This is a genomic window from Streptomyces sp. NPDC085866, from assembly GCF_044541035.1.
Lineage (GTDB): Bacteria > Actinomycetota > Actinomycetes > Streptomycetales > Streptomycetaceae > Streptomyces.
Genome location: NZ_JBITSQ010000012.1, coordinates 94443 through 116606, shown reverse-complemented (window position 1 = coordinate 116606; position 22164 = coordinate 94443). Strand labels below are relative to the sequence as shown.

Below are 22164 nucleotides of genomic sequence, written 5' to 3'. Positions count from 1 at the left end.
GGGGTCGCATCCGGACCGTCAGCTCCCCGGTGAAGCACCCCACATGACGCAGGTCACCTACGATCCGGGATCGTTGTTCGTTATGTCCGATTAATCCCTTAGTGCACCCCTTCTGACCTGCACTTTGAGACCCACGCCACACAAACGACCTTTCCCCCCGATCCGGCCACAACTAGTAAAAGGGGTCATTGCGGACCCGCCCCGAGCCTGGTTCTGTTGAGGACGTCGCCAGGCGCCACGAGCCCGAACGGGTCGCGGCGCCGACGTATGCGGCAGGCCCCCACACCGGGGCTGCGACATACAGGCGATTCCTTGTCCCCGACGTAAGAGGTTCTCCGTGTCCGTCTCCTTCATCCGCCGCATCGCTTCCCCGAAGAAGGCCCTCACCGCCGCCGCCGTGGCCGCCGCCACCGCCGGTCTGGCCCTGACCGCGGCGCCCGCCCAGGCCGCCACGACCCAGGCCTCCTCCGCCCAGGCGATCGCGCACAAGATGATCCCGGACGCCGCGCAGTTCAACGCCTTCAGCAAGATCGTCGAGCACGAGAGCGGCTGGAACCCCGCCGCCACCAACAGCTCCTCCGGCGCCTACGGCCTGGTCCAGGCCCTGCCGGGCTCGAAGATGTCCGCCGCCGGTTCCGACTGGAAGACCAACCCGGCCACCCAGATCAAGTGGGGTCTGGACTACATGAACTCCCGCTACGGCAGCCCGGTCCAGGCCTGGAGCTTCTGGCAGGCCAACGGCTGGTACTGAGCCACCCGGCTCCCGGCCCCCCGGCCCCAGGCCACCCGGCCTCAGGCCACCCCGCGCCAGGCCGCCGCGCCGCCGAAGAAGCGCGCGATGCCGGCCAGCGCCGCCCGGTACGACCCTCCGTGGTCGACGGGCCCCATATCCAGCACCCGCACCCTCGCCCCCTGCTCGGCGAGGGTGCGCGCGCATGTCCGGGCGTTGCCGATCGGCACGTCGGTGTCGTTGTCGCCGGCATACAGCCGCACCGGCACATCGGGCTTCCAGTCGCAGGTGTGGTCGTTGGCCCGCAGCGCCTCGCGGAAGCCGCCCGTCGGCCGGGTGAGCTGCCGGTAGAAGTCGTCCGTCAGCAGGTCCCGCACGTTCGGGGCGAGCTGCCGGACGATGTCCTCCTCCTCGTGCCGCCCGTCGAAGAGTCCCTCGACCCGGTCCGCGTACGGCGCCCGGAACACCTCGGACGGATCCTTGTATATGGGGTGCAGCCGGTTCTGTGCGACGAGGAAGTAGGAGATGGAGAGCACTCCGCTGATGTCGTTGACCCGCCCGTCCGTGAGCGCGGGCACCTCGGTACCCGCCAGGTCGTACGGCCCCGCCACCGGCGCCAGCGCCTTCAGTCGGAATCCGGGCGCGTCCCCGTGCTGCACCGCCCGCCCCACGGCCATCGCGACCTGCCCGCCCTGCGAGAAGCCGGTCGCGTACAGATCCCCGTTCACCGTGCGCCCGAGTCGCCCCGCCGCCGTCCGGGCCGCCCGCAGCATGTCGACGGAGGCGGTGACGGCGGACCGTGTGTCCATGTACGGATGGCGGCCCGGCCCCTTGCCCAGCCCCAGGTAGTCGGGCGCGGCGACGGCATGTCCGGCCGAGGCGAAGAGGTACGACTGCGCCCGCGCGTCCTCCGCGACGGAGGGTGCGTAGGCGCGGTCGGTCATGGTCCCGTGCGTGTCGGAGACGAGGTCCAGGGTGCGCCCGCCGCCCTCGGGCAGGGTGAGCAGACCGGTCGCGGTGGTGGGCCGCCCGTACGGGTCGACGGTGCGGTACGTCACCCGGTACGCGCGGACGCCGTACCTCAGCGAGTCGGTCCCCACCTGAAGCTCCTTCAGGCCGCGGGCGACCTCGGCACGGCTGTGCCGGGCGACCGGCACGACGGACACCACCTCTCCCCGACGGTCGCCGCGCGGCCCGGCGACGGCGGCCGGAGCGGCGGCCATACCGGCGAGCAGCGCGACAGCCGCGGCCGCACCCATCTTCCGCATACGCCAACTGGGCTGCTTTTCCACTGATTTGCGCGTGTCTTCTGTCATGTTCCGAACGCTACGGACGCACGCTTCGCCGGGACATCCGAGAGTCCCCCGCGCCCGTGGTGGACCTGTCACCACCCTGCCCGTCCGGCTGACCGGAGGAAGCATGACGACGCCGTCACCGCCCCTGCCCGACCCGGAGGCGCGGGGGGTGCGGCTGGTGGTCGTGCTCCTGGTGCTGACCGTGGTCAGCGGCCTGATCGACGCGGTCAGCTATCTGGGCCTGGGCCGGGTCTTCACGGCCAACATGACCGGCAACGTGGTGGTGCTCGGCTTCGCGGCGGCCGGCGCTCCCGGCTTCTCCGTCCCGCACACCGCGACCTCGCTGGCGGCCTTCCTGCTGGGCGCGGTGGCCGGCGGCCGGGTGGCGGCCCGGCACGGCAAGGGCTCGCGGCGCAAGTGGGCCCGGCTGACCCTGGCGGCGGAAACACTCCTGGTCGGCGCGTCGGCGGTGGTGGCCTTCGCCTGGCCGGACACGGCCGGCACCCGCTACGCGCTCATCGCTCTCACCGCGTTCGCGATGGGTCTGCGCAACGCGACGGTCCGCAAACTGGGCATCCCCGACCTGACGACCACGGTCCTCACCATGACCCTGACCGGCCTGGCCTCCGAGTCCCGCCTCGGCGACGCCACGGGCCACCGCTCCCCGCGCCGCACGGCGTCGGTGATCGCGATGCTCGCGGGCGCCGCCCTGGGCGCCTGGCTGGTCCTCCACCACGGCCTGGGCATCCCCCTGTTGATCGCGGCGGCACTGTCGGGGGTGCTGGCCGTGGTGGCGTCGGGCCGGGAATAGCTCGACTGTTCGGAGTAGTAACCCGGGCACACCGAGATGCAGGGCATGAGCATGGCGTCATGGGACTCAGACCTCCCGCGCACCTCCGCGGAAAGATATCCGGCGCCCTCATGATCGCCGGCCTCGTCGCGGCTTCAGCCGTGCTCATCTGTTTGGGACGGCAGGACATCATTCATGCACTGTCCTACGCCGGCCGGCTTGCCGGGGGCCTTCTGGTCGCCGCGGGACTGACGGCCCTCGTCGCGGCCGTCTGCGTCGTCGTGGACAGGCTCCTCGGACGCGGAACGAAATACACGACCGCGATCACTCTCTTCGGAGCACTGGCCGTACTGGGCGCCGGTCTACTCCTTCTGACGGTTCAGATCGGGGAGTACACGCACTGGCTCTGGCTCTGGCTCGGCCTCGTGGTGTGGGCGTGCTGGGCACTCTGGGATCTCCTTCATCGCCGGCAAGCGTGGCGGGAAATCACTTTTCGACGCAACTTCGCGGCCATTGTCTCCTTCACTGCACTCATCACCGCCGCCAACTTCGTCTACTCGCAGATCTACGAGCCCTATTCGTCGCCCATGACGGTCGTCATGTCCGCGAAGATCGGAAGCATTCACAAGGACGAGAACACCACGTATGTGCCGGTGACGTTCGAGTTGGAGAACACCGGCAAGGTAGGCGCGTACGTGGTCGGGGCGAGCTACTCGCTCACCGGGGTCGACTGGAAGTCGGCCTACGAGAACCCCAGAGACCTGAAGCAGTGGGAGAAGGACATAGACACCGACGCATTGACCGATCTACATACGTACGCCGACAAGCAGCAGACTTACACCGTCAGCATCGGATTGCTCCAGACGCCCGGCATTTACGATTTGAATCCGGGCGAAAAATCCACACAAGAGAAAATCATCGAATTGCCCACCAAGACGTTCCGGGCTGTCCAGATCACAAGCGAGGCTTATTTGCTGAGGAAGGACAGAATGACGTACAGCACCGCCCCGACCACCTATTACTCATGGTCCGGCAAGAGAGAAATAATTCCCAAGTGGGTCACGGACTACGCGGGGGCGGACGCCGGTTCCGACTACATCAGGTACCAGGTGCCCGTCCATTACAGCAATCAGATCCTGAACTTCACGAGAAGGTCCAGGCATATCACTGTGTGGTGGGTACTGGGCAAGGAGAACAGTACCCCCGCCAAACCACTGGTCGCCGATCTGGAGACTCCGGGAGGAGAGCAGACGGAACCGACCTTTTCCGAATGGGATCAGGAACGGGAGAAGTATGGATTCACCTATCTGGTCAGCGGACCCACGGAGGCGGTCCTGTAGCCGACCACCTCCGGAAGGCTGTGCTGACTTCAGCGTTTCCGCTGCGCGGCGCTCAGCCGCTCGACCTGCTTGCGGATCAGGTCGGCCGGGAACGAGGCGTGCTTGCCGAGGTCCTGTGCCTTGAAGGTGACGACGACGGAACCCACCCGGACCACGGTGTAGTCGTACTGGTTGAGCCGTTTGTCCTCCGGCATGGGGATGGCGAGCCGGTAACGCACGGCTTCGTCCCCCAGGCGGGGTGCCTTCTCGGGTGTCAACTCCGCCTTGTACGGGCCGACCCAGCCGGTGCCGGTGTAGGACCGGCAGGTCTTCAGACCACTCCGAAGACGCCCGAAGGCCGTGTTCGCCTTGCCGCCCTCATAGGACGCGAGGGTCGAGTTCCCCGGCCAGATGCTGTTCTTCCAGTTGAAGATCTGCGAGATCCGGGCGAACGACCCCTTCGCGTCACGGGCGTCGATCACGACCTGGCACTCCGGATCCGACACCGGAGGGAACGTCCTGCCCCCGCCGGCCTCCGGCTCGAACGGAACCTGACCACCGCGCACCTGAGGCACTTCTCCCTCGTGGAAGGCGAGGGCCTTGAGCTGCCGAACGCTCAGCGGCGCTCCATCCGCGGCATGAGAGGCCCGCGCTCGGGCCGTCTCGGTCGCGCTCGGCCGCCCCTGCCCGTCCCCACACCCTGCGACCAGAACAGCCGCGATCATGACGAGCACCCCGTGTCTCGCCGCCCGGTTCCCCACGTGCACACTCCCCCTGTGACCGGGATCGCCACCCCCGGGCGATCCATCGGGCCCAGACTCTAGCGTTGTTACCGAACGGGAGTTTGAACTTGGGTACTTGTCCGCGCAGAGCCTGGCCGCTCGCAGCGCTCGCCGCGCTGGTTCTGAGTGCCTGCGATCCGGGGGGCCTGGATCCCACGGACCCCAGCAACTTCAGCTCGGTCGTCTTCGTCAACGGCACCGGCACCCCGGCCGTCCTGTTCGAGTGCGGCGACAGTCGTGGGCATGGCTGCCACGACATGAGCGGTCGGCTCGCTCCCGGAGAACGCTCCGAGCAGCGGGTGTACTGGGGGGCGGGTTCCGATCCCTGGCAGGTCCGGGACACGCGGGGGCGGATCGTCGGCTGGCTGCTCGTGAGCACACCGCGCCGTGAGTCCGGAGCCGTCTACGACCTCGGCGATGCCGAGCCCCGGCCCAGAAGGCCGACGACTCCGCGCGTCTCGCCGCACCCCGACCTCGGGGGAGGCAGGAACCGGGCATAGGGACGAGGTGTTCCTGCCTCCCTCGGGGTGGGCCGGCGGCGCCGGGAGCCGTCGGCCCCGATCGGTGGGTCAGGCCGTGGTGACCTGGAGTTCCTTGACGCCGTTGATCCAGGCCGAGCGCAGCCGACGGGGGTCGCCGACCAGGCGGAGGTCCGGCATGGCGTCGGCTATCGCGGTGAAGATGAGGTCGATCTCCAGGACCGCCAGGGACTTGCCGAGGCAGAAGTGGGGGCCGCCACCGCCGAAGCCGAGGTGGGGGTTGGGGTCGCGGGTGATGTCGAAGGCGTCGGGCGAGGCGAAGACCTCCGGGTCGTGGTTGGCGGAGGCGTAGAAGAGGCCGACCCGGTCGCCCTTCCTGATGTGCACTCCGCCGAGTTCCGTGTCCTGGGTGGCCGTGCGCTGGAAGGAGTTGACCGGGGTCGCCCAGCGGACGATCTCCTCGGCCGTCGTCGCCGGGCGCTCACGCTTGAAGAGGTCCCACTGCTCGGGGTGGGTGAGGAAGGCGTGCATGCCGTGGGTGATGGCGTTGCGGGTCGTCTCGTTGCCCGCCACCGCCAGCATCAGCACGAAGAAGCCGAACTCGTCGGAGTTCAGGTTGCCTTCGTCCTCCGCGGCCACCAGTGTCGTCACGATGTCGTGGGCCGGACACTGCTTGCGCTCGGCGGCCATGTTCATCGCGTAGGCGATGATCTCGGTGGCCGACTGCGCACCGACCTCCTCGGTGATCGCGTACTCGGGGTCGTCGTAGGCGATCATCTTGTTGGACCAGTCGAAGATCTTGGACCGGTCCTCCTGCGGTACGCCGATCAGCTCGGCGATGGCCTGCAGGGGCAGTTCGCAGGCGACCTCGGTGACGAAGTCGAAGGGCCCGGAGCGGGCGCGGGCCGCCTCGACGATCGCCCCGGCGCGCGCCCGCAGGCGCTCCTCCAGGGCGCGGATGGAGCGGGGCGTGAATCCGCGCTGCACGATCTGGCGCACCCGGGTGTGCTCGGGCGGGTCCATGTTCAGCAGGATCAGCCGCTGGGCGTCGATCGCGTCGCGTTCGATGTGCTCGTTGAAGCGGATGATCGCGGTGTTGAGGGTCGAGGAGAAGATCTCGGGGTGCGTGGAGACGTACTTGACGTCCGCGTGCCGGGTCACGGCCCAGTAGCCGTCGTCGGCGAAGCCCGCCAGGCCGTGCGGCTGCGGGATCCAGCGGACCGGCTCGGTGCGGCGCAGCTCGGCGAACTCCGGGAAGGGCACACGGTGGTGCAGCAGGTCGGGGTCGGTGAAGTCGAACCCGTCGGGCAGCGCGGGGCAGTGCATGGGCGACTCCCAGCCATCTGACGGTCCATCAACAAGTGTCGTGAACGTAGTAACGGGTTCTAAAACTGGCAAGGGGCACGGCACCCCCAATCCGTGCGGAGTTCGTGCAGATCGCGACTTCGGCACCTGCAAGACCCTTGCGGTGATGGACATCACGTCAGCAGACTGCACAGAGAACTAGAACGCGTACCAGTTCTGGAGGAGAGCCCTCTCGGAGAGGACCCGCACCCATGGCCGCCGAACCCGTGATCGTCGAAGCCGTACGCACCCCCATCGGCAAGCGCGGCGGCGCGCTCGCCAATCTGCATCCCGCCTATCTCCTGGGCGAGACCTACCGTGAACTCCTCGGCCGCACCGGCATCCCCGCCGACGCGGTCGAGCAGATCGTCGGCGGCACGGTCACCCATGCCGGCGAGCAGTCCATGAACCCCGCGCGCACCGCCTGGCTGGCCATGGGGCTGCCGTACGAGACCGCGGCGACGACCGTCGACTGCCAGTGCGGCTCCTCGCAGCAGGCCTCGCACATGGTGGCCAACATGGTCGCGGCGGGCGTGATCGACGTGGGGATCAGCTGCGGGGTCGAGGCCATGTCGCGCGTACCGCTGGGCTCGGGCTCCAAGCACGGCCCGGGAAAGCCGTTCCCCGACGAGTGGAACGTCGACCTGCCCAACCAGTTCGAGGCGGCCGAGCGGATCGCCCGACACCGCGGTCTGACCCGCGAGAACGTGGACGCGCTGGGCCTGCTCTCGCAGGAGCGGGCGGCGCACGCGTGGGCGGAGGAACGCTTCAAGCGGGAGACCTTCGCCGTGCAGGTGCCCACCACCGAGGAGGAGCAGCACGCCGGGCAGGGCATGTGGCGGCTCGTCGACAAGGACGAGGGGCTGCGGGACACGTCGATGGAGGCGCTCGGCGGACTGAAGCCGGTGATGCCCACGGCCGTCCACACGGCCGGCAACTCCTCGCAGATCTCGGACGGCGCGGCCGCGATCATGTGGGCCTCGAAGCGGATGGCCCGCGCCCTGAAGCTGAAGCCGAGGGCGCGGATCGTGGCGCAGGCTCTGGTGGGTGCCGACCCGCACTTCCACCTCGACGGGCCGATCGACGCCACGAAGGCCGTGCTCGGCAAGGCGGGCATGTCCCTGAAGGACATCGACCTGGTCGAGATCAACGAGGCTTTCGCGTCCGTGGTGTTGAGCTGGGCCCAGGTGTTCGAGCAGGACCTGGAAAAGGTCAACGTGAACGGCGGTGCGATCGCGCTCGGACACCCGGTCGGGGCGACCGGGGCTCGGCTGATCACCACGGCGCTGCACGAACTCGAGCGCGCCGACAAGGAGTTCGCGCTGGTCACGATGTGCGCGGGTGGTGGGCTGGCCACCGGGACGATCATCCAGCGGCTGTAGCGGACGACTGCCGCGTATTCCCACAAGCCGGTGACGGAGAGTACCCGAGGGATTACTGTGCTCGGCATCGCGGTCGCCGGGGGGCGTTTCACCGGGGGGTGAAGGCGCGACGACCGCGTGGTGCGCGTAGCGGGTGATCCGACTTGGGGGGACTACGCATGGCGCTGCTCGACGAGATGACGGCTCTGGCGCAGGCCGGAGCAGCGGCGGTCCTGGCGGCGGGGCACCGGTTCAGCGACCGGGCCGCGCTCCTCCTCGGACGGGGCGATCCCGCTCTGGAGGGCGCGGCCGCCGACCGTCTGGACCGCACGGCCGCCGCCCTGCGAGCCGCCTCGGACGAGGACGAGCGGGAGCGGGTGCGGGCGGAGCACGCGGAGCAGTGGCGCGTGGAGTTCGCGCACCTGCTGACCGAGGCCGGGGCTGCGGAGCGCACGCACTTGATGGGCGAACTCCGGCTTTTCGCCCGGGAGTTCGGGACGGCGGCCGGCGAGGCCGCGGGGCCCGTCATGTCCGGCAACACCTTCCACGGGCCCACCAACGTCCAGGTGGGCCATCACAGTCACCAGGAGATCCACTTCGGGTCGGCGGGATGACCGACGCGAACCCGTCGGTCCACAACGAGTTCCACGGACCGATGATGTCCTTCCTGAAGGACGCCCACGAACGCAACCTGCTGCACGCGACGGGCCCGGGTGCACCAGTTCCGCCATGCCCGCCTGCAGGAACGGCTGGCCCGGCCGGCGAAGTGATCAGCCGGCCGCTGTGGTCCAACCGATGAACGCGTCGAAGGCCTCGGGCTGGAAGGCGAGCCGCGGGCCCGTGGGGTTCTTGGAGTCGCGTACGGCCACGGTGGCGCCGGGGAATTCGGCGATCTCGACGCAATCACCGCCCTGGTCGCTGCTATAGCTGGACTTACGCCAGTTGCTCTCCATAGCGGTCCTCCATCACGCGCCGGATCAACTCCGCCGAGTCCCTGAGGGACAGAGCAGCGGCTTGAAGATGATCGTATCGGAGCGAGCAGTCCTTGACGGTGTCCGGATTGGCCGTCGGATGCCCACTGCCGTAGCCCTCCGTATAGACGATGGTCGGGTCACCGGCGAAGCGGTAGACGTTGAACGAGCCTGTCAGTCCGGCATGCGCCCCTGCCGCGAACGGCAGGATCTGGACGTTGATCCGAGGGTTGCCCTCGGAGGACAACAGATGGGCCAGTTGGCCGCGCATGGCTTCCGCACCGCCGATCTCCTGGTACAGCGCGGCCTCGCTGAGGATCATCCAGAAGACCGGTGGTTCCTCCTTCTCGAAGATGCGCTGACGTGCCAGTCGTACAGCGGTCCGGTCGTCGAGGTTGGTCTCGTCGATCGTGCCGAGTGTGGCCCGTGCGTACGCCTCGGCCTGAAGGAGGCCATGGACCATGCCCATCTGAAAGGTGCAGATCTCAGTGGCTCGTGCCTCCAGCTCCGCCACATGCTGGAACCACGCCGGAAGTTGACTCCTCATCACCAGCGTGACGAGCCGGGACAGTAACCCACCCGTCTCCAGTGCCACATCCGCCCGCTCGCTGAACTCCGGTGTCGGCAACTTCCGGGCCGTCTCGATCTGGCCGACAAGAGACCCCGTGTAATTGAGGATGTCCCCGAGCTGCCGCTGCGTCAGTCCGGCTGCTTCTCTGCAGCGGCGCAGCTCATAGCCGTAGTAGTCGAGCGGGGAAGCTCCCGGGTCGAGGGCGTTGATGTGGGCCACGGCGGTCCCCTCTCGCGCAACTCGGTCCACGGCGGGACCTGTTGTATCCGATCCATAGCCGAGCGTAGTCACGCGAGGTCAGTCTCGTACCGTGAACTACCACATCCCCCACTACCGCATGAGCCTCACCGTCGGCGAGCACTCGGTGCGACACATCCGCCGTGTCGTCCGCTCGCTGCTGCACGAGTGGGAGCTGACGGAGCTGACGTTCGCCGTGGAACTGGGCGTGAGCGAACTGGTCACCAATGTCGTACGGCATGTGCCCGACCGCCGCTGCACGCTCGTCGTGGCACGGCAGACAGCGGGCGTACGGGCCGAGGTGACCGATGGTTCCGCCCGACTCCCCCGCCTGGAAGCCGACTCGGACCGGGAATCGGAAGGCGGGCGGGGCCTGGGCCTGCTCGATGCCGTGGTCGACAAGTGGGGCGTGGCGCCAGGACCCGGCGGCGGGAAGACGGTCTGGTTCGAGTGCGGTGCCGGAAGGGGTCAGGAGTGGATCCCGGTCAGCGGCATCCCCCGGCCGGGCGGCGTGGAGTGATGTCCGATGCGCGCCACAAGCCGGTCGGCCTGCGCTGTCTGTTGGTAGTAGACCTTGCTGCCCTCACGCGTCCGGTGGAGCAGGCCTACTCGGTACAGCCGAAGCAGATGGTAGGAAACGGTCGACGGGCTCATGTGGTGGCGTTCGGCCAGCTCCGAGGTGGTTCGGGGGCTGTCCAGGTCCGACAGGAGGAGAAGCCGCGCCTGCCCTATGACCTCACCGAGCGGGTCGGATACCGGTTCGTCCGCTCGATGGCCGTGTCCGGAGCGGTTTCCCACCGGATAAGCCAGGTGCGTGCCGCCTTCACCCCACGGGTCGTTGCTCAGCGACCACGACGACTGAAGCGGCGACGGGTGCAGCACGATGCGCCGGGGCTCGTACACCCGCCAGGTCCGCTCGTGGTGGATGCGCAGCGCCCCGAACTCGTACGAGAAGGAAGGGTGCAGGGCGCCGAGGACTGCTCGCAGGCCGGTACTGGCCATACCCATGGCCCGGTGCCGTATGTCTCCCTCCATCGCGGCACGCATCTCGTTCCAGCGGGCCACCATGACGGCCGACCAGAACCGGTCCAGCTCCCCGGCCAGGCGCTGCACGAAAGCGCGCTCACCCGCTTCCAGGGCGCCCAGTATCCGTCGCAACTCGACGGAGATCGCGCGGCCCTGCGGGTGGGCACGACTGAGGAAGTTGTTCATCTGACGGGCCACCACACTGCTCGGTGTCGAGGCCACCCGATGCAGCTCCGCTGTGACAGAGCCCTGCTCTGTCTCGCCGCCGAACAGAAACCCCGGCGCATGCCTGTGCATTTCTCGTCGGATGGCCATCAAGAGACGCAGGTCATGCCGGACCAGGGCCCTTGTAATGGGCGCTTCCATCCTCCGCCGATCACCCCCGGCGGTCCTGCCCACGTCCAGCAGTAGACACATCTGCGCCAAAGGGGAAATCGCGAACTTCACGCCCACGAGAGCCTCGGCACCAAAACAGACAGAAATCACACATCCCCCTGTTGCCGTTCAATACGTCCGTAACCTGGTCAGGATCACGGAACAACAGTCCGACCAGCATGCTCACACACAGCACTCGCCGGCCAGGATCAGCTTCTTACCCTGTCACGATATGAGGGGGACTGAAATGCAGAAGAGGGGTCTTCCAGGTCAGTGCCGACGGAGTACGGCCCGGGCAGCCGCGAGGTAGCGCTCTTTGGCTGACGCCAAGCGCTCGAAGTACGTCTTGTGCTGCCGAATTCCCCGCTCCTGGATCGCCCGTTCGGTGTCGCTCAGCACTTTCACCAGACCGAACCGCTCCTTGCACGACACATCGGCCACCGCGGCCCTCTTCTCGGCTGCCGACGGTCTGCGGCCCTTGGCCCATCGCGGGTCGGAGTCCACGGCGTTGACGTCCTTGTACCGGTAGCCCTTCTCCGCCATACACCGTGACCAGTTGCGCATCACCGAGACCACGCGAGGGCTTTTGTACGCATCCTGGAGACTGCGGTAGTTCAGGTTGTTCACCAGGTTCTCGTCCTCCTGGTTCCCCTTGGCGAGCTGCAAGTAGGACAGCTTGTCGCAGCCGTCGGCGGGATCCAGCGCAGCCCCTCTCGCCTCCGGGCTCAGCCGCTTCTCGCGGTCCATCTTCTGCACCGTGACATCGGTGGATCCGAGCAGCCGGTCATTGGCCCGGTACCCCATCTGCCGGGCGACGGGCATTTCGATGACCCCGTAACGGCGGCGGTTGCGCAGATCGGCATACCGCTTCCGGTCGCCGATGACCTCCCAGTCGTATCCGCGCTTCTTCATACAGTCCCGGGTCAGCAGATCCTGCGCGCTCTCGATGAGGTAGATCTCGTTGACCGACAACTGGTAGTGGTCATAGGGGAGAATCAGATTTCTGACTGCCTTTGTCGGCTCAGGAGCCCACGCGAGCACGGTCTTGGGTGGTTCGCCGGGTGCAGCCGCGCACCCTGTGGCCACGATGGCCAGGGCTGCCGCACCCACCAACCGGTATCTGGTCATTCCCTGCCTCGGATAGGAAGGCGGCGGCGCCGGCGCGGCCGACGCCGCCCGGAGCACTAGAGGAACTTGACGCAGCTCGCCTTGTTGTCGAAGCCGCCGTGGCCGTCGTCCGGGTTGTTCCGGAAGGTGGAGTCCTCACTGTGCGGCTTCGCCGTGTACGAGACACCCGTGCACCTGGTGCCGATGTCCCACATGCCGACGTAGTCACCGGTCTCGTTGCGCATCGAGCTGCCGCCGTTCTGGGCGAACGCAGAGGTGCTGCCGTCCCAGTACTTGTTGTTCAGCTCGATGTCACTGCCGTGGAAGGTGGCGTGACGCTGCTTGAAGTCCTCGCCCTCGTAGAGGATGAAGGCGCCCGCGTGCGGCCCCGTCCCGGCCGCCTGCGCCGGCGCCGTCATGCCGAGCGCGCTTCCGGCGCAGATCGCGAAAAGACCGACGGCCATGCCCAACTTGCGCTTCATGCTGTTGTCTCCCGTTTGCGTGGTCGTGTTCGGTGCGGCAGATCCGCTCCGACACGGACACTCCACAGGAGCGCGACGATCGGCGTACAGGTGTTTCGAACGAGTTCGAATGTGCCGAATTGCCCCGGTCGGGCGCGACAAGGATCACAGTGCGGGGCCCGGCTAGGGCCATGGGAGCGGGCACACGTAGCTGCGTAGAGCACGTTTAGCTGCAGTATGCATCGATTCGCGTACGACACGTAACGGGGTGAAGTGCTCCTAAGGTCGTTTTCCGTCCCGTCCCCGTCGAAAGGCAGGCGAGCCCCGTTTTGGCGACCGCCACAACCGTCACCCCGTATCCGAAGACCCCGCGGGCCGCACAGGCCCACGCCGACGTCACCGTCACCGACCCCGCCCTCGTCCGGCGCGCCGTGAAGGCGGCCGCGCTCGGCAACGCGATGGAGTGGTTCGACTTCGGTGTCTACAGCTACATCGCGGTCACCCTGGGCAAGGTCTTCTTCCCCTCCGGCAACCCGACCGCACAGCTGCTCTCGACGTTCGGCGCCTTCGCCGCGGCCTTCCTGGTACGCCCGCTCGGCGGCATGGTCTTCGGCCCGCTGGGCGACCGCGTGGGCCGCCAGAAGGTCCTCGCCCTCACCATGATCATGATGGCTGCGGGTACCTTCGCGATCGGCCTGATCCCGTCGTACGCGACGATCGGCGTCGGAGCGCCGCTGCTGCTGCTCGCCGCCCGCCTGGTGCAGGGCTTCTCCACCGGAGGCGAGTACGCGGGCGCGTCGACCTTCATCGCCGAGTACGCGCCGGACAAGAAGCGCGGCTTCTTCGGCAGCTGGCTGGAGTTCGGCACGCTGGCCGGCTACATCGGCGGCGCGGGTCTGGTCACCCTCATGACCGCTCTGCTCTCCTCCGACGACCTGCTCTCCTGGGGCTGGCGCGTCCCGTTCCTGATCGCGGGTCCGATGGGCATCATCGGCCTGTACCTGCGGATGCGCCTGGAGGAGACCCCGGCGTTCGCCGCCGAGGTCGAGAAGGCGGAGGCCGCCCGGCCGAAGGTGCCGCTGCGCGAGATGGTCGCCGGTCAGTGGAAGGCGCTGCTGATCTGCATGGGCCTGGTGCTGGTCTTCAACGTCACCGACTACATGCTGCTGTCGTACATGCCGAGCTATCTGACCAGTGAGCTGAAGTACGACGAGACGCACGGCCTGCTGGTGGTGCTCGGCGTGATGGCGCTGATGATGATCGTGCAGCCGTTCGCCGGCGCGCTGACCGACCGGGTCGGCCGCCGTCCGGTGATCGCGGCGGGCTGCGCGGGCTTCCTGCTGCTGTCCGTCCCGGCACTGCTCCTGATCCGCGAGGGCAGCCTGCTCGCCGTGGCGCTCGGCATGGGGGCGCTGGGTCTGCTCCTGGTCTGCTTCACGGCGGCCATGCCGGCCGCGCTGCCCGCTCTCTTCCCGACCCGGGTGCGCTACGGCTCCCTGTCCATCGGCTTCAACGTCTCGGTGTCCCTGTTCGGCGGTACGACCCCGCTGGTCGTCACGGCGCTGATCGGTGCTACGGGGAACATGATGATGCCCGCTTATTACATGATGGCCGCGGCTGTTGTGGGTGGGTTCGCGGTGTGGCGGATGGCGGAGTCGGCGGGGCGGCCGTTGCCGGGTTCGGCGCCGTCCGTGGAAGCGGCGGGGTAAGCGCCGTTGGGCTGCAGGCCCGGTCTTCGTCTGCGGGCGCGTGGGGGCTGGTCGCGCCCACACGACGGAGCCGCATACCGACACAGCCCCGCGCCCCTGGGGAGTTGCAGCCCCGTCGGCGCCGGTAAGTGGACCCACCCCCGCCCGGCTCCGGTGCCGGAACCGATCACGTACCGGCACCGTCTGTAGCCCCGTGAAACGCGGCCGCATACTCGCAGTTGTCCTCGCCCTCCTCGGCGTCCAGCTCAGCTGGCTGATCGCGCCGGCCTACGCCTGCGGGTGCGGTGCGATGGTCCCCTATCCCTCGCAGCGGATCGCCGTCTCCAGCGAGCAGTCCGTGCTGCGCTGGGACGGCCGGCAGGAGCAGATCGTCATGCGGCTGACGGTCGGCGGCGACGCCGACCGCGCTGCCTGGATCATGCCGGTCCCGCACCGGGCGACGGTCCGCCTCGGCGACCCGGGCCTCTTCGACCAGCTGGCCGCCGCGATGGCCCCGGTGCACCGCACCCGGTACCACTTCTGGCCGGAGAACGGTGACTGGCCCTTCGACAGCCGCGACGAGGTCGGCGCCGCCCCGCCCCCCGCGGCGGGCGGCGTCGGCGTGGTCGGCCGGCAGCGGCTGGGCGCCTTCGACGTGGCCCGGCTGACCGCGACCGACCCGGCCGCGCTGGACACCTGGCTGCACGAGCACGGTTTCACCTTCCCGGCGAGGCTGAAGACCGCACTGCAGCCGTACGTCGACCGCCACTGGGAGTACGTGGCCGTACGGCTCGCCCCGAAGGCCTCGCGCGCCCCGCTCCACGGCGCCCTCGACCCGCTCCACCTCACGTTCGCCAGCGACCGCGCGGTCTACCCGATGCGCCTGTCCCGCCTGGCCCGCACGCCGCAGTCCCTCGGCCTGTACGTACTCGCCGCACACCGTATGGAGACCCGCACGACGATCGGCGGGGCGCAGCCCGAGGTCGTGTTCGCGGGCCGTCTCGACAAGCCGGGCGGCACGCTGGGCAGGCTCGCCGAGGGGACGCCGTACCTGACGGCCCTGACCCAGCAGTTCCCGGACCCGGCCCGGATCTCCGGCGACCACGAGCTGCGCCGCGCGGCCGTCGACACCCGGGTTCAGAACGTGATCTACGAGGACCGGCTGCGCGAGGTGGCCGGGATCCCGGCGTGGCTGATCACTGTCGGTGGGGGGTTGTCGGCGGCGCTCACAGTCGTCGCGCTGGTCGTCGTACGACGCTCGCGGCGGCCGGTGACTCCCCCGCCGTCCGTGCAGTCCCCGCCGCCGTTGCCCCCGTCCGTGCCGCTGGGCTGAGACCATGCAAGGTGTAGCCAAGGAGCCTCGGGAAGAGACCCGAGGGGACACTCGGGAAAGGCAGCAGGCGATGAGCGGGTCGCAGCTCTGGGACGACGTCGACTTCTACTTCAGCAGCCATCTCTCACCGGAGGACGATGTGCTCCAGGCGGCCCTGCGCGACAGCGAGGCCGCGGGGTTGCCGCACATCAGTGTCACGGCCCCTCAGGGCAAGTTCCTCCAACTGCTCGCCGAGATCCAGGGTGCCCGGAACATCCTGGAGATCGGCACGCTCGCCGGTTACAGCACGATCTGGCTGGCCCGCGCCCTGCCGGAGGACGGCAGACTGATCTCGCTGGAGTACAGCGCGAAGCACGCCGAGGTGGCGACCCGCAACATCGCCCGTGCGGGCCTGGACCGGATCGTGGAGGTGCGGGTGGGCCCGGCCCTGGAGTCGCTGCCCAAGCTCGCCGACGAGAACCCGGCCCCCTTCGACCTGGTCTTCATCGACGCCGACAAGGCCAACAACCGGCACTACGTGGAGTGGGCGCTGCGGCTCTCCCGCACGGGCAGCCTCATCGTCGTGGACAACGTGGTGCGCGGCGGCCGGATCGCCGACGCCGACAGCACCGAGCCGGACATCCTCGGCACCCGGGCCGCCATCGAACTGATCGCCGCCCACCCCCGGCTGACCGGCACCGCGGTCCAGACGGTGGGCAGCAAGGGGTACGACGGCTTCGCGCTGGCCCGGGTGTTGGGCTGACGGCCCGCAGGCCCTTGCGGGCCGGGGCTCATGCCTCGTGGTAGAAGCCCACGTTGATGCTGCGCGGCGCGGTGCGGTCCTGCACGATGACCTCGCCGGAGCCGCCGCGCGGCAGCGCCACGACCCCGCCGTAGGCGACGGTCTGCGCGTACTCCCCGACGATCAGCCGGACTTCGGCGGACGGCTCCGCCTGCGAGCCGCGCAGCCAGGACAGTTGCCAGCCGCCGTCGGGGCCGCACAGGAACTCCAGGTGGACCCGGGAGACGAACAGCCAGTCCTCGGGCGTGACCAGCCGGCACACGGACGCGTCCCGGCCCACCCGGAGCACGGCGCCCGCCTCGCTGGGCGCGTCGGCCATCGTCATACCGGCCGTGGCGCCCGCGTCGGCCCCGGAGACGGTGGCCATGGTCAGTTCGAGCACGTGCGTTCCCCCTGGAGGACCCGAATAAGCTGAGACGTCGGAAACGTCCTTGTGCGGTGTCTGTGTGCACCGCCGCCGCATGATAAAACGCCCGGCCGGGCCGCGTCCGGCACAATGGGTTCATGACCGAGCGAAAGCCACCGGGTGTCCCGTTCGAGTCCTGGGTCGATCACCAGATCCACGACGCCCAGCAGCGGGGTGAGTTCGATCATCTGCCGGGCGCGGGTCGGCCGCTGCCCGCCGACCTCGACTCCACGTACGACGAACTGTGGTGGGTCAAGCGGAAGATGGCCCGCGAGGGGCTGGCGGTGCTGCCGCCGGCGCTGGCGTTGCGCAAGGAGGCCGAGGACGCGCTCGCGGCGGCCTACGCGGCGCCCTCGGAGCGGATCGTCCGGAAGATCATCACCGACGTCAACGTGAAGATCCGCGACATGATGTTCAAGCCGCCGCCCGGCCCGCCGCTGGGCAAGAAGCCGTACGACGTCGAGGAGGTCGTACGGGAATGGCGGCAGCGGAGGGCTGCCGCCACGGGGGACGTTCCTCGGGCGCAGGGGTAGCGGGTCAGAAGTGCAGCAGGCGTCCGGCCAGCTCCTCGTAGTCCCGCAGGGCCAGGCGCAGCTGCTCGGTGTCGCTCTCCACTCCCTCCTGCCAGGACATGCGCAGGGTCCGGCGGCGCCGCGTCACGGCCTCGGTGAACCGTGTGGCGATCTCCTCCAGCTCCCGGTCGGCCTCCTCGACCGCGGCGCGCGGCGCGTCCACGAACCCGGCCGCCGTCTGCAGCAGCCGTGTCTCCCACTGCTCCCGCTCCCCGTGCGGCAGCAGCGGGACGCGCAGCCCGATGTCCCCCGGGCCGGGCGGCGCCGGCCAGGCGTCCGCCGCCCGGCCCTCCGTCGTCGCCGCCTCGCGTGCGGTGATCCCACCCGGGGAGGGCACGCCGAGCCCGTCCTCGGGCATCTCGTCGTCCATCGCGTCGGCCCGCCGATGCGGCGCGACGGTACCCAGGGCCTGCTCCCCACGCGCATCCTCCGCCAGGCCTTCCACGGCGGGTGCGGGCCGCACGGGCCCGGCCTCCCGGTCCTTGGCCATGGCCCACCTCTCCTTCGGCCGGTTCTCCCCCTCCCGGGTGACCCCGGCAGCCGGGCCGCAAACGGCCGTCAGGGCGCGAAGCGGCGCAGTCCGGTCACCGACCACACGGTCGCGATGCGCCCGTCCACCACCTCGAACAGGTCGATGCCGCTCTTGTGGACCCCGCCCGGCCCGGTCACGTACCAGCGGGAGGCAACCTGCCCCAGAGCACCGTCCACCAGTGGGGTCCCCTCGACGGCGTACCTCAGCCCCGGCCTTTCCGTGCGGAAGTCGGAGATGAAGGCGACGATGCCGGCCGGGCCGTGGATCTCGTCGGTGGCCGCGTTCTCGGGGTCGTTGCCGAAGCGGATGCGGAAGTCGGGCGCGAGGAAGGCCTCCGGGTCGCTGAAGTCGCCGTTCCACAGGGCGGTCCAGCGCTCGAAGAGGGTGCTGCCGGTGGTGGGGGTGAGGGTGCAGGTCGTCGGGTTCGGGGATGCCGTGGTCGTCATTTCCGGTGCCTCCGGTGTGGGTAGTCACTGATCCGAACGGGCACCAGCCTCCGCCTCGCCCGCGACACCCCCCTGTCGGTGATTGCCGTCACATTCCCAGCTCGCCGAGGGGGACGAGGTCCGAGCCGAGGGTGTCGAGCGCGGCCAGGTCGACGGCGCGCTCCGGAGCCCGCTCGTCGAGCGCCGTGACCGTACGGATGCGGTCGAGGCGGAAGCCGCGTGGGGCATCCCGCAGCCGGCACCAGGCGGCCAGGTACCAGTGCTCCTCGCCGCCGAGGAAGGCGAGCGGTTCGACGTCGCGGGCGGTGGCGGCGCCCGTCGCGTCGGCGTACTCCAGGCGCAGCACCTTCCCCGCCGACAGCGCCTCCCGGAGTACGGCGGGCACCACCGGCTCGGCGCTCCGGGCCGGGCGTGCGGCCGGTACGAGCAGCCGCACCCGCCCGGCCAGCTCCGCCGTCGCCCGCCGCTCCCGGCCGGGCATCACGGCCAGCACCTTGTGCAGCGCGCTGCGCGCGTCCGCCGCGAACGGCGTCCCGGCGAGGGCGTGCAGCCCGACGGCGAGGGCGGTCGCCTCGGCCGGGGTGATGGTCAGCGGGGGCAGGGTGCGCTCCCGGTCGAGCACGTACCCGCCGGTGCGGCCCGGCTCGGCGTGGATCGGCACCCCGGACTGCTGCAGTGCCAGCAGGTCGCGCTCGACGGTGCGGACGCTGACCTCGAAGCGCCGGGCCAGCGCGCGGGCACTGCGCGGATGGGGTGCGGCGGCGCGCAGCTCCTCGACCAGGGCGTAGAGACGGTCGGTTCGGTTCACGACGGACAGTCTCCGGAAATTCCCGCGACCGGTGTGTCGATTCCGCGGCACGGCGACCCGGGCGATCTCGGCGAGAAGCACATCGAGTGGCCCAGGACGCAGGTGCCGGGCTCGCCGGAGGTCACGCATATTCGCTTGCGGAGGGTCCGCGACGGCGCCTGAGAATGGCCCGCATGACCTGGACCATCGCCCCTGAACCGTACGACTGCCCGGCCGCCGCCGCACTGTGGCGGGCGTACTACACGGAGGTCAGCGACCGCTGGTACCTCCTGCACGAGGGGCACCGCACCGACCCGGACGAGCTGGAGCGCGAGATCGCGGCCCGGACCGGCGCCGAACTCGCTCCGCCCGCCGGGCGGTTGCTGATCGCCCGGTACGACGGTGCGCCGGCCGGCTCGGCGGGCGTACGGCTGCTGGACGCGGACACGGCCGAGCTCACCCGGGTGTTCGTGTACGAGGGGATGCGCGGCCGGGGCGGGGCCGCGCTCCTGGTCGGCGCCGCCGAGGAGGCCGCCCGCGCCCTGGGCGCCCGGAAGCTGATCCTCGACACCCGCAGCGACCTGGTGGAGGCCCGCACCCTGTACGCCCGTCTCGGCTACGCGGAGACCGGGCCCCACAACGACGACCAGTACGCCGAACACTGGTTCCGCAAGGACCTGTCGGCCCCCGAGATCGTCAACTGAGCCCGGTCGACGCCTCGTCGCGGGGTCGCTCGCGCTCCAAACCGCACAGTTCGCCGGTGAGTTCCCTCACCAGCTGGACCAGGTCGGTGGAGCGGCCCGGCTGCCACCAGTCGCCGAGCAGCTCGGCCAGGGACTCCTCGCGGGCCTTGGCGAGGTGTTCGGCGACCTCACGGCCGGACTCGGTGAGCGTCAGGTCCAGGCCTCGGCGGTCGACCAGGTGCCGCTCCTCGATCTGGCGTTCGGCGGCGAGGACGACCTGCATCGGGACGTCGGTGCGCTCGGCGAGCCGCCCCGGCTCCACCGAGCCGTACCTGCGGATGCGCAGCAGCATCCAGCTGGCGGCGGGCAGCAGGTCGTACCCCGCCCGCTCGGTGATCTTCCGGTAGATCTCGCGGCGCCCCTCGCGGGTGCCCAGCACGGACAGCGCGCGGCACACCTCGTCGTAGGAGGAGCGCTCGACCGGGTTGGGCGCGATGGTCTCGGAGACGTCCGGCGCGGTGACCGAGCCGCGCAGCCGGTCCTCCTTCAGGAACCACGCCAGCACGAAGCCGAGGAAGGCGACCGGGGCGGCGTACAGGAAGACGTCGGTGATGGAGGACGAGAAGGCGTTCAGGGCCGCCGGGCGCAGCGAGGCCGGCAGGGCGGCGATGCCGCGCGGGTCGGACTGGAGCGCGTCGGCCGAGACGCCGGGCGGCAGAGGCACGCCCCGGAAGGCGTCGGCGAGATTGCCGCCGAGGCGGCTCGCGAAGACGGTGCCGAAGATGGCGACGCCGAAGGAGGCCCCGATCGAGCGGAAGAACGTGGCGCCGGAGGTGGCGACGCCCAGGTCCTCGTACGAGACCGCGTTCTGCACGATGAGGATGAGGACCTGCATGACCAGGCCGAGGCCCAGGCCGAACACGAAGAAGTAGACGCTCATCACGGCGGTCGAGCTGTGCGCGTCCAGCCGGTGCAGCAGGAGCAGGCCGATGGCGGTGACGGCGGTGCCCGTGACCGGGAAGACCTTCCAGCGGCCGGTGCGGCTGACGATCTGCCCGGAGGCGGTCGAGGACAGCAGCAGGCCGATCACCATCGGCAGCATGTGCACGCCGGACATGGTCGGCGAGATACCGTGCACGACCTGCAGGAAGGTCGGCAGATAGGTCATCGCGCCGAACATGGCGAAGCCGACGATGAAGCTGATGACGGCGGCGAGGGTGAAGGTCCGGATGCGGAACAGTCCCAGCGGCAGGACCGGTTCGGCGGCCCGCCGCTCGACGGTGACGAACGCGACGGTGAGGACGACACCCAGCACGGCGAGCCCGATGATCTGCGGCGAGCCCCACGCCCACGTCGTACCGCCGAGGGAGGCGACCAGCACCAGGCAGGTGGCGACCGCGGCGATCAGGAAGGTGCCGAGGTAGTCGATGACGTGGTGCGCGGCCCGGCGCGGGATGCGCAGGGCGGTGGCGATCACGGCGAGGGCGACGACGCCGACGGGCAGGTTGACGTAGAACACCCAGCGCCAGCTCAGGTGCTCGGTGAGCAGTCCGCCGAGCAGCGGCCCGAGCACGCTGGTCGCACCGAACACGGCACCGAACAGCCCCTGGTAGCGGCCGCGTTCACGCGGCGGCACGATGTCGCCCACGATCGCCATCGACAGCACCATCAGCCCGCCGCCGCCCAGCCCCTGCAGCGCCCGGAAGCCGATCAACTGCGGCATGTTCTGCGCCATGCCGCACAGCGCGGACCCGATGAGGAAGATCACGATCGCGGTCTGGAACAGCTTCTTGCGCCCGTACTGGTCACCGAGCTTGCCCCACAGCGGGGTGGCGGCGGTCGAGGCGAGCAGATACGCGGTGACGACCCACGACAGATGTTCCAGCCCGCCCAGGTCGCTGACGATGGTGGGCAGCGCGGTCGACACGATGGTCTGGTCGAGCGCGGCGAGCAGCAGTCCGAGCAGGAGCGCACCGATCGGGACGAGGACGTTGCCGGGGACCTGCTCGGCGGCCTTCATCTCCTTGGCCGTGCCGTGCGTTTCCAGGGTCATGGAGACCTCCCGGGGCTCAGGGGCACCTACCATCC

At 69.5% G+C, this 22164-nt stretch carries 25 protein-coding genes; 12 read left to right on the top strand and 13 right to left on the bottom strand.

The window, feature by feature from the left end; translation table 11 throughout:
* Window positions 1-337: 337 nt before the first annotated feature.
* The gene (locus ACIF83_RS29520; RefSeq protein ID WP_094218056.1) at window positions 338-751 is read left to right on the top strand and encodes a transglycosylase SLT domain-containing protein; all 414 of its coding nucleotides are present in this window, start codon (window positions 338-340) and stop codon (window positions 749-751) included.
* Window positions 752-792: 41 nt separating this feature from the next.
* Here the strand turns inward: ACIF83_RS29520 and ACIF83_RS29515 are convergent, their stop codons facing one another.
* Window positions 793-2046, bottom strand: coding sequence for an alpha/beta hydrolase family protein (locus ACIF83_RS29515; RefSeq protein ID WP_399731367.1), 1254 nt, complete (start codon window positions 2044-2046; stop codon window positions 793-795).
* Between the two features lie 103 nt (window positions 2047-2149).
* Here ACIF83_RS29515 and ACIF83_RS29510 point away from each other — a divergent pair, with 103 nt between their 5' ends.
* Window positions 2150-2836: a YoaK family protein gene (locus ACIF83_RS29510; protein WP_399731364.1), complete on the top strand. Its 687-nt coding sequence runs from the start codon at window positions 2150-2152 to the stop codon at window positions 2834-2836.
* 59 nt (window positions 2837-2895) lie between these two features.
* A complete protein-coding gene (locus ACIF83_RS29505; RefSeq protein ID WP_399731361.1) occupies window positions 2896-4155 on the top strand; it encodes a hypothetical protein in 1260 nt (419 codons plus the stop codon).
* A 29-nt stretch (window positions 4156-4184) separates the two neighbouring features.
* On the opposite strand, the gene ACIF83_RS29500 is transcribed toward ACIF83_RS29505, so the two are convergent.
* Window positions 4185-4640, bottom strand: coding sequence for a hypothetical protein (locus ACIF83_RS29500; protein WP_399731358.1), 456 nt, complete (start codon window positions 4638-4640; stop codon window positions 4185-4187).
* 344 nt (window positions 4641-4984) lie between these two features.
* Between ACIF83_RS29500 and ACIF83_RS29495 the strand changes: the two genes are divergently transcribed.
* Window positions 4985-5416 (top strand): hypothetical protein, encoded by a 432-nt coding sequence (locus tag ACIF83_RS29495; protein WP_393465723.1) that lies wholly within the window; start codon window positions 4985-4987, stop codon window positions 5414-5416.
* Window positions 5417-5485: 69 nt separating this feature from the next.
* Here ACIF83_RS29495 and ACIF83_RS29490 read toward each other — a convergent pair whose 3' ends face one another.
* Window positions 5486-6721: a cytochrome P450 gene (locus ACIF83_RS29490; protein WP_393465721.1), complete on the bottom strand. Its 1236-nt coding sequence runs from the start codon at window positions 6719-6721 to the stop codon at window positions 5486-5488.
* 230 nt (window positions 6722-6951) lie between these two features.
* Here ACIF83_RS29490 and ACIF83_RS29485 point away from each other — a divergent pair, with 230 nt between their 5' ends.
* Both ACIF83_RS29485 and ACIF83_RS29480 read left to right on the top strand, forming a co-directional pair.
* Window positions 6952-8121 (top strand): steroid 3-ketoacyl-CoA thiolase, encoded by a 1170-nt coding sequence (locus ACIF83_RS29485; RefSeq protein WP_393465719.1) that lies wholly within the window; start codon window positions 6952-6954, stop codon window positions 8119-8121.
* 158 nt (window positions 8122-8279) lie between these two features.
* Window positions 8280-8714, top strand: coding sequence for a hypothetical protein (locus ACIF83_RS29480; protein ID WP_399731353.1), 435 nt, complete (start codon window positions 8280-8282; stop codon window positions 8712-8714).
* Between the two features lie 156 nt (window positions 8715-8870).
* Here the strand turns inward: ACIF83_RS29480 and ACIF83_RS29475 are convergent, their stop codons facing one another.
* Both ACIF83_RS29475 and ACIF83_RS29470 read right to left on the bottom strand, forming a co-directional pair.
* Window positions 8871-9053 (bottom strand): DUF397 domain-containing protein, encoded by a 183-nt coding sequence (locus ACIF83_RS29475; protein ID WP_398137313.1) that lies wholly within the window; start codon window positions 9051-9053, stop codon window positions 8871-8873.
* A complete protein-coding gene (locus ACIF83_RS29470; RefSeq protein WP_398137314.1) occupies window positions 9034-9861 on the bottom strand; it encodes a helix-turn-helix domain-containing protein in 828 nt (275 codons plus the stop codon). Before ACIF83_RS29470 ends, ACIF83_RS29475 begins: the two co-directional genes overlap by 20 nt.
* A 91-nt stretch (window positions 9862-9952) precedes the next feature.
* On the opposite strand from ACIF83_RS29470, the gene ACIF83_RS29465 reads away from it, so the two are divergent.
* Window positions 9953-10399 carry an ATP-binding protein gene (locus tag ACIF83_RS29465; RefSeq protein WP_393465707.1) on the top strand — a complete coding sequence of 149 codons (447 nt, stop codon included), beginning with the start codon at window positions 9953-9955 and terminating at the stop codon, window positions 10397-10399.
* Here ACIF83_RS29465 and ACIF83_RS29460 read toward each other — a convergent pair.
* From ACIF83_RS29460 to ACIF83_RS29450, 3 genes are all read right to left on the bottom strand, one after another.
* Window positions 10348-11358 carry a winged helix-turn-helix domain-containing protein gene (locus ACIF83_RS29460; RefSeq protein WP_393465704.1) on the bottom strand — a complete coding sequence of 337 codons (1011 nt, stop codon included), beginning with the start codon at window positions 11356-11358 and terminating at the stop codon, window positions 10348-10350. The two genes, ACIF83_RS29465 and ACIF83_RS29460, sit on opposite strands and share 52 nt — an antisense overlap.
* 192 nt (window positions 11359-11550) lie before the next feature.
* Window positions 11551-12465 (bottom strand): hypothetical protein, encoded by a 915-nt coding sequence (locus ACIF83_RS29455; RefSeq protein ID WP_393465701.1) that lies wholly within the window; start codon window positions 12463-12465, stop codon window positions 11551-11553.
* Window positions 12465-12869: a hypothetical protein gene (locus tag ACIF83_RS29450; protein WP_399731348.1), complete on the bottom strand. Its 405-nt coding sequence runs from the start codon at window positions 12867-12869 to the stop codon at window positions 12465-12467. The genes ACIF83_RS29455 and ACIF83_RS29450 overlap by 1 nt, the downstream gene beginning before the upstream one ends.
* Before the next feature lie 308 nt (window positions 12870-13177).
* On the opposite strand from ACIF83_RS29450, the gene proP reads away from it, so the two are divergent.
* The 3 genes from proP (at window position 13178) to ACIF83_RS29435 (ending at window position 16611) form a co-directional block, all read left to right on the top strand.
* Entirely contained in the window at window positions 13178-14557 is a 1380-nt protein-coding gene (proP, locus tag ACIF83_RS29445; RefSeq protein WP_393465696.1) for a glycine betaine/L-proline transporter ProP, read from the top strand.
* Between the two features lie 193 nt (window positions 14558-14750).
* On the top strand, window positions 14751-15869 hold the full coding sequence (locus tag ACIF83_RS29440; RefSeq protein WP_399731345.1) for a DUF2330 domain-containing protein: 1119 nt from the start codon (window positions 14751-14753) through the stop codon (window positions 15867-15869).
* Window positions 15870-15939: 70 nt separating this feature from the next.
* Window positions 15940-16611 carry an O-methyltransferase gene (locus ACIF83_RS29435; protein ID WP_393465690.1) on the top strand — a complete coding sequence of 224 codons (672 nt, stop codon included), beginning with the start codon at window positions 15940-15942 and terminating at the stop codon, window positions 16609-16611.
* A 28-nt stretch (window positions 16612-16639) separates the two neighbouring features.
* Here the strand turns inward: ACIF83_RS29435 and ACIF83_RS29430 are convergent, their stop codons facing one another.
* Window positions 16640-17032, bottom strand: a complete 393-nt coding sequence (locus tag ACIF83_RS29430; protein WP_393465689.1) for a hypothetical protein — start codon at window positions 17030-17032, stop codon at window positions 16640-16642.
* Window positions 17033-17154: 122 nt separating this feature from the next.
* Here ACIF83_RS29430 and ACIF83_RS29425 point away from each other — a divergent pair, with 122 nt between their 5' ends.
* Entirely contained in the window at window positions 17155-17589 is a 435-nt protein-coding gene (locus tag ACIF83_RS29425) for a DUF1992 domain-containing protein (protein ID WP_393465686.1), read from the top strand.
* Window positions 17590-17593: 4 nt separating this feature from the next.
* Here ACIF83_RS29425 and ACIF83_RS29420 read toward each other — a convergent pair whose 3' ends face one another.
* The 3 genes from ACIF83_RS29420 to ACIF83_RS29410 all read right to left on the bottom strand — a co-directional run bounded on the left by ACIF83_RS29420 (window position 17594) and on the right by ACIF83_RS29410 (window position 19414).
* A complete protein-coding gene (locus ACIF83_RS29420; RefSeq protein WP_393465684.1) occupies window positions 17594-18118 on the bottom strand; it encodes a hypothetical protein in 525 nt (174 codons plus the stop codon).
* Window positions 18119-18186: 68 nt separating this feature from the next.
* A complete protein-coding gene (locus ACIF83_RS29415) occupies window positions 18187-18606 on the bottom strand; it encodes a nuclear transport factor 2 family protein (RefSeq protein WP_393465681.1) in 420 nt (139 codons plus the stop codon).
* 88 nt (window positions 18607-18694) lie between these two features.
* Window positions 18695-19414 (bottom strand): helix-turn-helix transcriptional regulator, encoded by a 720-nt coding sequence (locus ACIF83_RS29410; protein WP_393465679.1) that lies wholly within the window; start codon window positions 19412-19414, stop codon window positions 18695-18697.
* A 173-nt stretch (window positions 19415-19587) separates the two neighbouring features.
* Between ACIF83_RS29410 and ACIF83_RS29405 the strand changes: the two genes are divergently transcribed.
* Window positions 19588-20097 carry a GNAT family N-acetyltransferase gene (locus ACIF83_RS29405; RefSeq protein WP_393465676.1) on the top strand — a complete coding sequence of 170 codons (510 nt, stop codon included), beginning with the start codon at window positions 19588-19590 and terminating at the stop codon, window positions 20095-20097.
* Here ACIF83_RS29405 and ACIF83_RS29400 read toward each other — a convergent pair.
* A complete protein-coding gene (locus ACIF83_RS29400; RefSeq protein WP_398137324.1) occupies window positions 20090-22129 on the bottom strand; it encodes a DHA2 family efflux MFS transporter permease subunit in 2040 nt (679 codons plus the stop codon). The genes ACIF83_RS29405 and ACIF83_RS29400 overlap by 8 nt on opposite strands.
* Between the last annotated feature and the right edge of the window lie 35 nt (window positions 22130-22164).